Source organism: Psychrobacter sp. PL15, from assembly GCF_035984995.1.
Taxonomy (GTDB): domain Bacteria; phylum Pseudomonadota; class Gammaproteobacteria; order Pseudomonadales; family Moraxellaceae; genus Psychrobacter.
On record NZ_JAXCIB010000002.1, the window covers coordinates 267,729 to 281,760 of the forward strand.

The 14,032-nt window shown below is 43.2% G+C and carries 10 protein-coding genes; 9 read left to right on the forward strand and 1 reads right to left on the reverse strand.

Annotated elements, in window-relative coordinates; all coding sequences use genetic code 11:
• Positions 1-251: 251 nt before the first annotated feature.
• Positions 252-3,152: an excinuclease ABC subunit UvrA gene (uvrA, locus tag RCH20_RS02655; protein WP_327192477.1), complete on the reverse strand. Its 2,901-nt coding sequence runs from the start codon at positions 3,150-3,152 to the stop codon at positions 252-254.
• A gap of 766 nt (positions 3,153-3,918) precedes the next feature.
• Here uvrA and RCH20_RS02660 point away from each other — a divergent pair.
• The 9 genes from RCH20_RS02660 to RCH20_RS02700 all read left to right on the forward strand — a co-directional run bounded on the left by RCH20_RS02660 (position 3,919) and on the right by RCH20_RS02700 (position 13,988).
• Positions 3,919-5,283 carry an MFS transporter gene (locus RCH20_RS02660; RefSeq protein WP_209956531.1) on the forward strand — a complete coding sequence of 455 codons (1,365 nt, stop codon included), beginning with the start codon at positions 3,919-3,921 and terminating at the stop codon, positions 5,281-5,283.
• Between the two features lie 76 nt (positions 5,284-5,359).
• A complete protein-coding gene (locus tag RCH20_RS02665; RefSeq protein WP_327192478.1) occupies positions 5,360-5,983 on the forward strand; it encodes a DUF3833 domain-containing protein in 624 nt (207 codons plus the stop codon).
• Between the two features lie 302 nt (positions 5,984-6,285).
• Positions 6,286-6,888, forward strand: coding sequence for a single-stranded DNA-binding protein (gene ssb / locus RCH20_RS02670; RefSeq protein ID WP_327192479.1), 603 nt, complete (start codon positions 6,286-6,288; stop codon positions 6,886-6,888).
• 662 nt (positions 6,889-7,550) lie between these two features.
• A complete protein-coding gene (locus tag RCH20_RS02675) occupies positions 7,551-7,874 on the forward strand; it encodes an H-NS histone family protein (protein WP_209956546.1) in 324 nt (107 codons plus the stop codon).
• 257 nt (positions 7,875-8,131) lie between these two features.
• The gene (gene gspN, locus RCH20_RS02680; protein WP_327192480.1) at positions 8,132-8,947 is read left to right on the forward strand and encodes a type II secretion system protein N; all 816 of its coding nucleotides are present in this window, start codon (positions 8,132-8,134) and stop codon (positions 8,945-8,947) included.
• Complete coding sequence (locus tag RCH20_RS02685; protein ID WP_327192481.1) at positions 8,948-9,853, forward strand: PDZ domain-containing protein; 906 nt, start codon at positions 8,948-8,950, stop codon at positions 9,851-9,853. It abuts the gene before it with no gap.
• A gap of 95 nt (positions 9,854-9,948) precedes the next feature.
• The gene (gene gspD, locus RCH20_RS02690) at positions 9,949-12,189 is read left to right on the forward strand and encodes a type II secretion system secretin GspD (RefSeq protein WP_327192482.1); all 2,241 of its coding nucleotides are present in this window, start codon (positions 9,949-9,951) and stop codon (positions 12,187-12,189) included.
• A 435-nt stretch (positions 12,190-12,624) separates the two neighbouring features.
• On the forward strand, positions 12,625-12,816 hold the full coding sequence (locus tag RCH20_RS02695; RefSeq protein ID WP_327192483.1) for a hypothetical protein: 192 nt from the start codon (positions 12,625-12,627) through the stop codon (positions 12,814-12,816).
• A 197-nt stretch (positions 12,817-13,013) separates the two neighbouring features.
• Positions 13,014-13,988 (forward strand): hypothetical protein, encoded by a 975-nt coding sequence (locus tag RCH20_RS02700; RefSeq protein WP_327192484.1) that lies wholly within the window; start codon positions 13,014-13,016, stop codon positions 13,986-13,988.
• The last annotated feature ends 44 nt before the right edge of the window (positions 13,989-14,032 follow it).

The following is a 14,032-nucleotide window of genomic DNA, read 5'->3' on the forward strand; positions in this document are numbered from 1 at the left end:
CCTTGCTCAGTGAAGAAATCTAATACTACTAGATATGTTATTCATAACCAATACTGTTCATTTATTTGCACGCAATCCTAATAATAGCAGATAGCAGCGAAAAGCAGGATCAACTATATCCTTTTCATTTTTCAGAAAGCTACAGATTTTCTTTTACGTTGGGGTAAAGGAGTGATTTACTTTATTCCACCCAATAAAAAAAGCCATTCCCTAAAGAATAGCCTTAATATCAAAAATTAACAATAGTTTAATCAGCTTGCTTGCTGTGACTCAAGCATCGGCTTTAAGAACTCACCGGTATGCGAGCCTTTAACTTCCGCCACTTGTTCAGGTGTGCCTTCAGCGACAATCAGTCCACCACCTTTACCGCCTTCAGGTCCCAAGTCAATTACCCAATCCGCGGTTTTAATAACATCCAAGTTATGTTCAATCACTACGATAGTGTTGCCTTTGTCACGTAGCGCATGCAAGATATTAAGCAGCTTAGCGATATCGTGGAAATGCAAACCAGTGGTCGGTTCATCCAAGATATACAGCGTCTGTCCAGTATCACGTTTGGCCAGCTCGCGGGCTAGTTTGACACGCTGCGCTTCACCGCCAGATAACGTGGGTGCTGATTGACCAAGACGAATATAACTGAGACCAACTTCGACTAGGGCCTGCAGACGACGATAAATAGCGGGAATAGCTGAGAAAAATTCTGCCGCGTCTTCAACGGTCATATCCAGCACTTCAGCGATGTTTTTGCCTTTATAGTAAATCTCTAAAGTCTCGCGGTTATAGCGCTTGCCTTCACAAGTATCGCAGGGCACATACATGTCTGGTAAAAAATGCATCTCAACTTTGATCAGGCCATCACCTTGGCAAGTCTCACAGCGACCGCCTTTAACGTTAAAGCTAAAGCGACCTGGTTTATAACCGCGGGCTCGTGCCTCTAGTGTTTGGGCGAACATTTCCCGTACTGGGGTAAAGACGCCGGTATAAGTTGCTGGGTTTGAGCGCGGGGTACGGCCAATAGGGCTTTGGTCAATATCGACCATCTTGTCCAAGTGCTCAAGACCACTAATACTTTCGAATTTGTCAGCGATCAGGGTTGAGGCATTATTCAACTGGGTAGCTGCCAATGGCATTAAAGTGCGGTTGATCAGCGTGGATTTACCCGAGCCGGACACCCCAGTAATACAAGTCATGATACCAATCGGTAGGGTCAAATGGACATCTTGTAAGTTGTTACCTGTTGCCCCTTTTAACTCAATGGTCATAGGGACTTTTTTAGGTTTGGCCTTGCCTTCAACTTCCATGTCAATCGTCTTGGGTTGATGACGAACTTTAGGAATATCGATTTTCATCTTACCAGACATATACTGGCCAGTAAGTGATTCCTTGGAGGCCATGATGTCATCTACTGTGCCTTGGGCAATCACGTGACCACCATGGACGCCAGCACCAACTCCGATGTCAATCACATGATCAGCGTGGCGAATCGCATCTTCGTCATGCTCAACGACTAGCACGGTATTGCCTAAATCACGCAAACGCATTAAAGTTTTTAGCAGACGATCGTTATCACGTTGATGCAGTCCAATTGAGGGCTCATCAAGCACGTACATCACGCCCATTAGACCGGCACCAATTTGGCTGGCTAGCCTGATACGTTGCGCTTCACCACCAGATAGGGTTTCAGCGGAACGGGCTAATGATAAATAATCCAGTCCAACACTGACCAAGAAGTTCAAGCGCTCGTTAATCTCTTTGAAGATCTTCTCCGCGACTTCACCTTTATGACCGCCAATCTTTAGCGTTTTATAATAATCAGCAGCATCACCAATAGACAGCTTAACGATTTCAGCAATGGTTTGATCATCAACCCGTACATTACGCGAAATTTCATTGAGACGCGCGCCATCACAGACGTTACAAGTGGTGTCTGCTAGATATTTGGCCAGCTCGTCACGCACGAGATTACTTTGGGTTTTGGCATAACGGCGCTCAAGATAGGGCAGCACGCCTTCAAAAGGAATGGTTTTATTGGTTTTACGACCACGCTCATCCGTAAAGTTAAAGGTTAGCTTTTCTTTACCTGAGCCTTGCATGATCAGGTCTTGCTGCTCTGTAGAGAGTGCTTGCCACGGCGCATCCATATCAATTTTGAAATGATGACAGACCGTTGATAGCAGACCAAAGTAATAAGCATGACGCTTATCCCAACCATTAATCGCCCCTTGGTTTAGGGATTTTTCATGATGAGTGATGAGTTTTTCGGCAGAAAAATACTGACGCTTACCCAAGCCATCACAGGCTGGGCAGGCACCATAGGGATTGTTAAAACTAAACAATCTTGGCTCAAGCTCAGATACTGCACGATCACAAATAGGACAGCTGTGTTTGGCTGACATGACTTGATTGTCACTACCATCAGGCTTTGGATTGCCATCCATATAATGCAAGGTAACCAGCCCTTGACCCAAACGTAGCGCAGTTTCTAAGCTTTCAGCAACACGGTTGCCCAAATCATCACGCACTTTAAAGCGGTCAACCACCACTTCGATGGTATGCTTTTTCTTCTTCTCTAGGGCTGGTAGCTCGTCCATATCATAGACATCACCGTCGACCCGCACTCGTACAAAGCCTTGGCCTACCAGCTGTTCTAACAGTACCGTATGCTCGCCTTTACGCTCACGAATGACCGGTGCGAGGATCATCAGCTTAGTCTCCTCCGGTAGCGACATGACCTGATCGACCATTTCAGTTACGGACTGCGCCACCATGGGCTCGCCATGTTCAGGGCAATATGGCGTACCGATACGGGCATAAAGCAGGCGTAAATAGTCATAAATCTCGGTAATCGTACCAACCGTTGAGCGTGGATTATGGTTGGTTGATTTTTGTTCAATCGCAATCGCCGGTGATAGTCCATCGATGCTATCGACATCTGGTTTTTCCATTTGTGATAGAAATTGGCGCGCATAAGCCGATAAACTCTCGACATAACGACGTTGTCCTTCGGCATAAAGGGTATCAAATGCCAAAGATGATTTACCTGAGCCAGATAAACCTGTGATTACTACAAACTTATCTCGTGGAATATCTAAATCAATATTTTTTAGATTATGAGTACGTGCGCCGCGTATTGCGATATGGTCATGTGCCATCGGTTATAGGTTTCCTATTCGCTAAAAGGGGTGTTAAAACCAACATATAAATGTGGTTATCAAATATGTATAAAAATCAGTTAAATAAATAGCTTAATAAACGAATGAGTTTAAGACAGTCATAAATACTACAGATATTTGAGATTGTTAATAAATTTTAGATACCATGCTGCTCAATCAGGGATAAAACTTATCATTATTGATAATAAATTTGTTGAAAAGTTCTAAAGTAGATAATCAGTTATGTGTTTTCAATAACGTTAAGTGGATTGCGTTTTTGAAAAAATATCTCAAATTTTATTAAACAATGGCTATCACTGTTTGAGTAATTGCTTATTAAAGGCATTCACTTTAATAATCTAATAAAAATAGGTTTATTATTATAAGTTTGCGTAATTTGTCGTTATAAACGCATCTCAGAGAAGATTTTGTCGCTTGATGCTCTCCGCAATGCTCTACTCTATTGTCACGACAGACTCATAATTCAAGGTATTATTGCGCATCAGATGCACTTAGTAACAAAATTATCGAATCAGATTAAGAAGTCAGACTAGGCTAGATAAGGTCGAAGGCGTAAAATTCTCGGCAACCAGACGGCGAATGTTTTATACTGTATAGCTTGATTTAGAGTCGGGCTGCTAGGCATTTAAGAGACAGTCTGACTGCCTCTTGATATTGTTGGTTAATAGATGCGAAGATAGCGCAGTTTTGCCTGTTCTTAAGGTGTAGGACGTCAGCCGTTAGATGATCAATCAGTGAGGCAAGTATGAATAGCGTAGAAAAACGGGCAATCTTAGGAGTCGGTGGTATTTTTGCCTTACGTATGATTGGCTTGTTTATGATTGTGCCAGTATTTTCTGTGTATGGGGACAGTTATACGCATGCGACGCCATTTTTGATCGGTTTAGCCGTTGGTATTTATGGGCTTGGTCAGGCCATCTTTCAGATACCCATGAGTCTCGCTGCCGACAAATTCCCGCGTAAGCCAATTATTATGCTTGGTTTGGTCTTATTCGCATTAGGCGGTATCATCGCAGCCAACGCCACCGACATTTATGAAGTGATTATTGGCCGTGCACTGGCAGGTAGTGGCGCGGTCTCTGCCGTGTTGATGGCGTTATTAGCTGACGTCACCCGTGAGGAGATGCGCACTAAGGCCATGGCGACCATGGGCTTGACCATTGCTACCTCTATCATGCTGGCTTTTGCTTTTGGGCCTTTGTTAGTAGGCTCGCTAGGTATTTCAGGATTGTTTTGGCTGACCGCCGGCTTTGCGGTTTTGGCGATGCTGCTGCTGTTAGTCGTACCGTCACCGATGCGAGTGCTCAAACACAATCTAGACAATAAATCGATTGGCCAGCAGTTATCAGACGTACTAAAAATTGGCGATCTTAACCGTTTGCATATTGGTATCTTTGCGCTACATCTGACTATGACCGCGATATTTGTCATTTTACCGCATCAGCTCTCGGAGGTGATGGGCCTGACAGTACGCCAGCAGGGCTTGGTTTATTTACCCCTATTATTTATCGGCTTTGCAGTGGCGATACCTTTTATTATTATTGCAGAAAAGAAACGTAAAATGCGTCAAGTATTCTTAGGCGCGATTGGCTTGATGACCTTTTCCTTAGCTCTACTAGCGCTTGGTAGTCAAGTAGGTATTGGTATCATCTTAGGTCTATTGCTATATTTTATGGGCTTTAATTTACTTGAGGCTACGATTCCCTCGTGGATATCTAAACGTGCCCCAGTTGCTAACAAAGCCACAGCGATGGGGCTAAACTCATCCAGTCAGTTTTTTGGTGCGTTTGTTGGTGGAGCAATGGGTGGGCTATTATTGAGTCAACCTAATTTATTGGCCTGGAGTATCCTCGCGGCAATAATGGGTGTGTCGCTACTGATTATCATCCCTATTGCGCAGCCACCATATTTATCTAGCACTACCGTAACGATACCTAAGAACATCAATATTCAAGACTGGTCGCGGCAGATGATGGCGATAGAAGGGGTTGACGAGCTAATGGTCATGGCCAAAGAACAAGTGGCTTATTTGAAACTCGACAAAACCAAATTGACAGATACTGCACGACAAGAGCTGTCGCAGCTTGCGCAAAGTCCGCTAGATATTTAAGAGACAACCTAAGTTACAATCATAGCAGTTAACAAGTAGAATATAATTTCTATCCTCACTTTAAAAAGGCATTAAGATGAGTAAATTTAACAAGTTATCTGGTATGTTTGTCGCTAAAAAACGCCCCGTTAAAAAACTACCAACAACCATAACTAAATCGATAGCTAAGCTTGGCATTGGCTTAGGGCTGTCAATAACGTTATTGACTTCTGGCTGTACCACGCAAAATATTCAGACCTATCAAAATACAACGCCAACGCTTGATATGCATCAGTTTTTCTCAGGTCAAATTGATGGCTGGGGAATGTTTCAAGGGCGTAATGGCGAAGTCAAAAAAAGATTTTATGTTGATATTGAGGCCACTCATGAAGGCGATAATGTCATTGTTTTAGATGAAAAGTTCTCTTGGACAGATGGCACAAAGTCACAGCGTATATGGCGGCTGACTCAGCAAGCTGATGGACAATGGAAAGGGGTGGCAGGCGACGTTGTTGGCGAGGCGATAGGAGAAGTAGTCGGTAATACCTTGCATTGGCAGTATGTACTAGAGCTACCGGTCGATGGCAAAACCTATAACGTGAATTTTGATGATTGGATGTACTTAATCAATGAAGATGTCATGCTCAACCGTTCAGTAATGAAAAAATATGGTGTTGAATTGGGTAGCGTGACCTTGAGTATGCATCGCAATACTAAATAAGTATGAGCTTTATCAGGAGACACACCATTTCTTGTCTGTGGCTGACAACAGTCTTTTATTTCTATAGAGCCTATTAAAGTACCGTTAGCAGGCCAGTTAACAGGCCAAAAGAGTGTCTCTCTGTTGTTGTTAGTTATAATATCAGAAAACTTAATACTGCACGACAAAGAATGTCGCATGATAGGCAAAGCCCCCTAGATATTTAGGTAAAAATTGGTTAAAGTAAAAGCATATTACTAATAGTATTAGTGATTTCCATTAAAACCAGTCATTAAATTCTTCACAAGTAAAAGGATGGTATTATGCGCGGTGTCAATAAAGTCATCATTATCGGTAACCTCGGTGCAGATCCTGAGGTACGCCAATTCAGCAACGGTGGTAGCGTAACTAACATTTCAGTTGCAACCTCAGAGCAATGGACAGATAAGCAAAGTGGCGAGAAAAAAGAAGCCACCGAATGGCATCGCATTGCATTGTACAATCGCTTGGGTGAGATCGCGGCGCAATATTTACGTAAAGGCAGTAAAGTTTACATTGAAGGCAGTCTAAATACCCGTAAATACCAAGCACCAGATGGTAGCGACCGTTATGCTACCGATATCAAGGCCTATCAAATGCAAATGTTAGATGGCGCGAGTGGTGGTCAAGACGGTGGTGCAGGCAATTATGGTGGCCAAAACACAGGCAACCAAGGCGGTCAGAGTAATCAAGGTGGCCAAAATAATAATCCCCAAAATGGCTCTAACCAAGGTAATGGTATGCAGCAAGGTGGTGGCCAAGGTGGTTACAATAACCAAAACACACCGGCGCAACAGAATCAATTTAATGCGCCTACTCAGGCACCTGCACAACCGAAGCCAGCGGCCATGCCAGATGGCCCAGTTGATGATGATATTCCGTTCTAGGATACATGAATACAGAGTGTTGATAAAAGTTATGAGAGCCTTGCTTATGCAAGGCTTTTTAGTGGGTATAAATAATAAAGCCACAAAATATCTTCTGAAGAATATTGAGATATAATAATGGAAGGTAACAGAATGACAGCATTGATGTAATCACTAAAAAACAAAAACCCAATCAACTGACTGAGTTTTTGTTTTTTAGTGATTGTTTATATATTTAAAGTCTTATATTTTTAGGAGTATAAAATAATATGGCAGTAATTTTTAAATCCTTATTCATTGATAGGGTATAAATATTATGTTTTATAAGCATAAGTGTAACACCTTGTTTGATATAGCTAATATAGAATTTTTTACTGTTTTCATAATTTTAATAGGTATAAGTGGCTTTAAGGATAACTGTTTATTAAAAATATGTTGTACCGAAAATATATACAAAATAGAATAGAAAATTATGTAAGAAATTATTTTTCCTTTTATTTGAACCAATAAAAATTAATTAACTATTGTTATAAATTATATTTTTGTTTATATTATATCCAGTTGATTGGTACTAATTGGTATACTTCAAATAATTTGAGAGGCAATAGCGTATATTCATTTAGAGTTTAATAAGCGATTAAAAACCAATCAAGATCATTTCCATTACGCAACCTAGGACTACTATGAGTAAAAATAGCGCAATTGATTTAGATAACTTAAGTGTAGACGAGCTACGTGCTATTACTGAGAATGCTCAACAGCTGATTGCTAAAAAACAGCATCAGCGTTTGTATGATGCCTATATGCAATTCGAGAAAATTGCAGAAGACAGCAACAGTACGATTAACGAGATATTGGAAGCAGGGGAAAAACTGGAGAAAAAACGCAGTATTAAATATCGTAATACAGAAAACAACGATAACACGTGGACTGGTCGCGGTCGTAAGCCGACCTGGTTAGTCGAAGCGTTAGCAGCGGGTCGCAGCCTTAAAGATTTTGCAATATAATTTCTGGCAGTATAGTAATATAATACTACTTTAGTTGAATAACTTAGATGCTCCTATTTATATAGTCATATACAAAGCATATTACTTACAAGGGCTGTCTACTGTAATAACAGTCATTAAGGTGTTCAATTAAAGGCAGAAGTACGCGCATAACAGCTGGTATCTTGGTTAAAAGATACTGGCTTTTTTTCTGTCATTTTTAGGCTATTGTTTGCTATGATAATAACGCCTTTGTTTGCTATAAGAGTTGTTTAACCGTGCCCCAAGTGTCTGCTTCGTCTCATAAGCGTCCCCGTAAGCTGTGGTGGCTACTTGGGCTGGCTATATTTATGCTGTTTGCACTGGTTCAAATGCCAGCAGCATGGGTGATTGAAAAGTATGCGCCACAGTCTCCTTATGTGCAGCATGTGTCAGGCAACTTGTGGCAAGGTTCGGCTGTTTGGCAGCTGCCGATGTCGGCTACGCCGCTGACTGGCACTGTTGAATGGTCGTGGCAGCCGTGGCAGTTGTTACTCGGGAAAGTAAGCGCATTTGTCGATATAAGTTCGGGAAAAACCAAGCTTAATGGTCAGGTTAAAATAGGGCGTAGCTCGTGGCAAGTCAACGATATGAGCGGCAAAATTGCACCTGAGACTTTGGCTAGCGTGGTAGATTGGCAATTGCCCAATACACCCATTCAGCTCAATGCCGTGTCATTACAGCGTCAGACAAGATCTGATACAGAGTCAGACAAAAGCGCATCTGGATTTACCCAAGCGGATGGTCAATTAACTTGGGTGGGTGGAGAAGTGGGTTACCCTAGCGGTGGCAAAGTTTTTTATATCACCATGCCGGCGATGCGTGCGCAGTTAAGCCAAGAGCAAAAAGACGATAGAAACTTGCTGCATATTAACCTATTGAATAATCAAGATAAGCGTTTAGGCGACCTATATATTGATGGCGATAGCATGTTGGATGTGAGTTTGACCCAGCGCCTCTTAGAAAATATGCCAGAATATAGCGGGCAAGCGCCGCAAGACACCCCAGTGGTCAGCGTACGCCAGCCGCTACTAACAAGTTTAGGGGCGCGTTAGATGATCAGTGTAACCACCCGCCTAAAGCCAGTAGTCAAGGTACTTAACCGCTCTTCAGGTTGGCTGTTGTTACTGGCTATCAGCTGGTTATGCTGGACGGCATCTAGGCTGCTATGGTTGTTGCTAGCGGTGCCTGGGTCGCCGGTATTACCACTGTTACCCCTACAAAACCCCACCACCTCTGCTGGGGATTATAATAGCTTGTTTGCTATCTTTTTTGATCCTGAACCTATCGCTGCAGCGGTAAGGCCACCGCCGAACGTTGGATTAAAAGGCGTACTATTAGCTGTGCCGGCAAGCCTATCTTCGGCACTGTTGGATGTGAATGGTGAAGTACAAAACTACCGAATCGGCGATAGCTTAAAAGACAGTGGTTATACCCTGGTTTCAGTAGATTGGAATGCCATCATCATTGCTGATATCGCAAATAAACAAACCGTGATCAGAATGGCTGATCCGCTGCTGCTTGATCAAAGCGCTGAGGCCAAAGGCGCGGTAAGCAATCAAGGCTTACCAGATAATAGCGCGCTACTTGCCGCTCCACCGACCCTACAAGGTACGGCAGTTTTTGGCGATAACAATGTCGAGTCTGCTAATGAGATTGGCCTAAATTCCGCTATTGATGAAGCGGTAGCTGCCTTGCAGGGAAACTCAGACAGTTATTTAAGTCGTATGGGTGTTATGGCATCAGAAGAAGGTTATCAGGTCACTGCCGCGATGCCTGCGGGCCTACGTAAGCGCTTAGGGCTTGAGCCCGGTGATCGAGTACTTACGGTAAATGGTCAAAGTGTTGGTGGTAATCCTGCACAAGATGCGGGTGTACTGCAACAAGCGCAAAAATCAGGTGAAGCTCAAATCGAAGTAAAACGCGGTGAACAAGTAATCACTATCCGCCAGCAATTTTAAGACCTTTGTTTAGATTATTGAAGCAGCATTCATTAACGCTATTTTTAGCAGTATTTAACCTTATACTGAGTGATATTACAGTAGGTAATTAGACCATGGTAAGTTTGTATAAATTTTCAGTAAAACCTTTGCCGTATATCTTGCAGCGTATGATGCATATGTGCCGTCCGTTATATTTGGCATTACCGCTATGGGCGGCAACTGTAGGTTTTGCTAGTGCTGAGAGCTGGAAAGTCAACTTACAAGATGCTGATATCAAAGCTTTTATTAATGAAGTGGCGACCATCACCAATCAGAATTTTGTGCTTGATCCACGTGTTAATGGCAATGTGACCGTTATTTCCAATCGTGCTTTGTCCCGTGATGAAATTTATCAGCTGTTTTTGAGTGTGATGCAGGTTAATGGTATTGCAGCAATTGAGTCTGGAACCACGATTAAGCTGGTACCAGATAACGTGGCCAAACAGTCTGGCATTGCGGTTGATTTGCGTGGCGATAGTGTCGGTGAGGTGCTAGCAACCCGTATCATTTATTTGAACAATACCCAAGCTGCTGAGGTACTGGGTGTCATTCGTCCTTTAATGGCGCAGTCCGCTCATGCTGCCGCTGTGCCTGGAGTCAATGCTTTAGTATTGTCTGATCGCGCTGAGAACCTTAATCAATTGACCGACTTGATTCGTGACTTAGATAGTGATGTGAATGACAGCTTGCAGGTAATACCACTGCGTCATGTCGATGCCGAACGTATGATGGACTTAATCACTGCCTTGGTTACCAGCGCAGGCAGTGCACAGGCGCAAGGTGGTGACCAGTTCAAGGTCATTGCGGACACTGCTAGTGATAGGTTGTTGGTAAAAGGCAGCCCTGAGATGATTGCTAAAGTGCAAGAAATGGTTAATCAGCTAGATACCACCCCTACGCGGCGATTGAGTGGCCTGCGCGTATTCCGATTAAAGTATGCTAGTGCCGATCATATTGCCCAGATGCTACGTGGTTTGCTTGCTAACCAGTCTATCAACAGTACAGGTGCGACCTCGAGTCTAGAATCAGCATCATTGACTGATGCGAGCACTACCGGTGCAGCTTTAAATACCGAGAGCAATGCGGCACTTAGTGGTAATAACTTAGGTAGCCAATCTACTGGTAATTCAGGCGGGGCTGGTACTGGTATTAATGGTAGGCCCTTTAGTATTATCGCAGATGAAACTCAAAATGCAGTCATCGTCAATGCGGCGCCTGAGCTGATGTTTGAGATTGAAGATGCCGTCAACCAGCTCGATAATCGTCGCGCACAAGTACTGATTCAAGCGGCTATCGTTGAAGTTTCAGGGGATGATGCCACCCAGCTTGGGATTCAGTGGGCGCTTGGTAATGCCAATACGGGCTTTGGGGTAGTGAACTTTAATAATGTTGGCGTTAGTGCCACTGCACTTGCCGCTGCCGCCTTGACGGGTGGTGGTTTAGGTATCAGTTCGGCCGCTAGCTCTATTGCTGGTGCGTTGATTGGTATTGGTGACAGTCGAAAAGACAGTAACGGCAACACTGCATTTTATGGGGCTGTCTTACAAGCGCTGGATTCTTCTACTAGTGCCAATCTGTTATCTATGCCATCTATCTTAACGTTGGATAATGAAAAGGCCAGTATTTTAGTGGGTCAAAACGTGCCTTTCGTAACCGGCTCGTTTACCACCAGCGGCAATTCCTCAACCAATCCATTTCAGACTATTGACCGCCAAGATATCGGTATCAATCTTAACGTTATTCCGCATATTGGTGACAATGGCACCGTACGCTTGGAAGTGTCGCAAGAGGTATCTTCAGTCGTGCCGAGTAGTATTGGCAATTCTAGTGGTTTAATTACTAATAAAAGCCTCATTAATACTACTATCTTAGCCGATGATCAGCAGACGATTGCCCTTGGTGGCTTGATGCGTGATAACAGTACTACCAGCCAACAAAAAGTCCCTGGTTTAGGTAATATGCCCTTTATCGGTCGGTTATTTCGTTCTGATAATGATAACAGCCGAAAAAGTAACCTAATCATATTTTTACAGCCGACTATTTTACGTGACGGCGGGGCGGTAGCCAGTGTCACCGAGCGCAAATACAATCAAATGCGCGTCTTGCAGTTGGTCATTGATAAAAACGGCACGATCAAGCAATTACCATTAAGTGGTACTGAAGGCTGGAACGGTACCGTAAGTGCCGACTATGAGTTGATGCCGCTCAATCCACTGATCCCTAAGCGTGATCAAAAATCAAACCCTGCGCCAAATGGCTTTACTAAAGTAGACAGTTCTAATAATGGATTAACCACTTACCCACTAAAGCGTTAATGCTATATCTTATTTACTCAGTATAAACTGACAAGGCACTACCCTCATGAGCCGTGCTTATATGTCGTTTGTGCGCGGTTTTCTTATTTTACCTGCTATTCCTAAACCAATGCCGCCATGGGCTAAACCTATTAAAAATCCCGGTTAGCTATACCCGATAGTGGCATAAAGTGCCATTGATCTACGGTGTCATTGATCTACAGTGTCATTGATCTACAGTGTCATTGATCTACAGTGTCAACCATGGACGGTGTACACAATAAAAGCTATGCCGTACATTGTTTGTCGTATTCACAACACAAATATACATCGCCGCTTTCATACCTTAGTATAATAGAGTGAGGATAGATAAATGTCGGTGCAGTGATACCTGTGTAGTGACACGTGTGTGCAGTGATAAATAGGGCAAAGGTAGCCGTCAGAAGGTAAAAGACTATGAGTAAATCCAGCAGTAAAAAAGTAAATAAAAAAAGGTGGTTTGTCCTAGGAGCAGTCGGTACAGCGCTACTACTTATTCCGCGCCGCAGTAGCAAGCAAGCAGTAAGCACTCCTACAGTAGGTCGCTCCAATAACTTGCATACCAAGAATAGCGAAAAAAACGCTGACCAAGGACGTGGCAGCACTTGATACAAGTAGCATGCTTATCAATCAAGTGGTACGCTTATTAATAAAGAGTGATACTAACGACTTTTAGAATCTAGCTGGTACTTGAAATCTTGATTCTATGTTTTCTCTTTGTCGCCACAGTAGCGAATATCGTAGCCAAAATTATGGACACTCATTTTTATAAGCCGTCATGTGGTAAGTTGCTTTTAACACTAACTATGCTATTAACCATAAGTAGCAGCCTATTGAGCTGTGCGCAACAACCCCAATCAATGTTTGAGCAGCAAGCAAATGCAGAGTCTGCCTATGATATTGAACTTAATAATAATCTTGGTAGTGCCAATACAGTGGGGGCTTCGGGTGCAGCAGTGAGCTCGGCTATACAAGCTAGTAAGCAGCAAGCCATTGCTCGGCAACCCAATTGCAATCCGCGACAGACTCGCTGTCAGTACTTTGAGCTTAACGTTTTGGAGTTTAGCCCAGAACAGCCATGGCTAAACAGTATTATGTGGCAAACCATTGCCCGTAAATTAGCGCCGGAAACACCGCTTGCCAGTCAAGATGAAGTGGCCAAAAAAACAGTTTCTATGCTCTTCAATCAAATTGAATACGGTGAACAAACCGTTAAGTCTTTGCCCATGTATCAGCGTATTGATACCGAGCTGGTATTAAACTTGCCGTCTGAAACAATACCGTTGAACGCTCGCGCGAGTGATAATGAGAGGTTTAGCAATCAAGTCTCTAGTATTGCTAGTAATAACCAGCTCAATGCTGAGTCTGAGCTTGGTTACCTCACAACGGGCTATCTGAAGATAAGTTTACAGCAGCATCGTAATGGCAGTCAGCAGCAGTTCACCTACGTGATGTTTGATCTGCAAAAAGAGCTACAGCTGGCTATTGGGGATATTCTGCTGCCAGAAGTAAGTGTTGACGAGCTAGTGTTGGTGTTTCAAAACGCCCGAAAAAAAGGCTTATCCCTGCAAGGTATTGAGCAAAAATATCATGAAGACTGGCCATTACAATTGTCTCAGCAATGGTATTTAGACCCGCAAGGCTTACATATGGTTTATCAGTCAGGAGCGCCGCTTACAACGAAGACCGAAGCCATAGACTTACTGGTACCTTATACATTATTGCAGGGGTTGGTTAAGCCGCGTTATATGGTACCGCCGTCGATAGATAATAAAGCTTAGTATGGCTACTATCATATCAAGGTAATCACTATCAAGGTAACTAC

What these genes read in the sequence shown, in the direction of transcription:
- RCH20_RS02665 (WP_327192478.1), top strand. Translation starts at nt 5,360, where the DNA reads ATGAGTAAATTTAACAAGTTATCTGGTATGTTTGTCGCTAAAAAACGC.
- RCH20_RS02695 (WP_327192483.1), top strand. Translation starts at nt 12,625, where the DNA reads ATGAGTAAATCCAGCAGTAAAAAAGTAAATAAAAAAAGGTGGTTTGTC.
- RCH20_RS02685 (WP_327192481.1), top strand. Translation starts at nt 8,948, where the DNA reads ATGATCAGTGTAACCACCCGCCTAAAGCCAGTAGTCAAGGTACTTAAC.
- RCH20_RS02675 (WP_209956546.1), top strand. Translation starts at nt 7,551, where the DNA reads ATGAGTAAAAATAGCGCAATTGATTTAGATAACTTAAGTGTAGACGAG.
- gspD (WP_327192482.1), top strand. Translation starts at nt 9,949, where the DNA reads ATGGTAAGTTTGTATAAATTTTCAGTAAAACCTTTGCCGTATATCTTG.
- ssb (WP_327192479.1), top strand. Translation starts at nt 6,286, where the DNA reads ATGCGCGGTGTCAATAAAGTCATCATTATCGGTAACCTCGGTGCAGAT.
- RCH20_RS02660 (WP_209956531.1), top strand. Translation starts at nt 3,919, where the DNA reads ATGAATAGCGTAGAAAAACGGGCAATCTTAGGAGTCGGTGGTATTTTT.
- uvrA (WP_327192477.1), bottom strand. Translation starts at nt 3,152, where the DNA reads ATGGCACATGACCATATCGCAATACGCGGCGCACGTACTCATAATCTA.
- RCH20_RS02700 (WP_327192484.1), top strand. Translation starts at nt 13,014, where the DNA reads ATGCTATTAACCATAAGTAGCAGCCTATTGAGCTGTGCGCAACAACCC.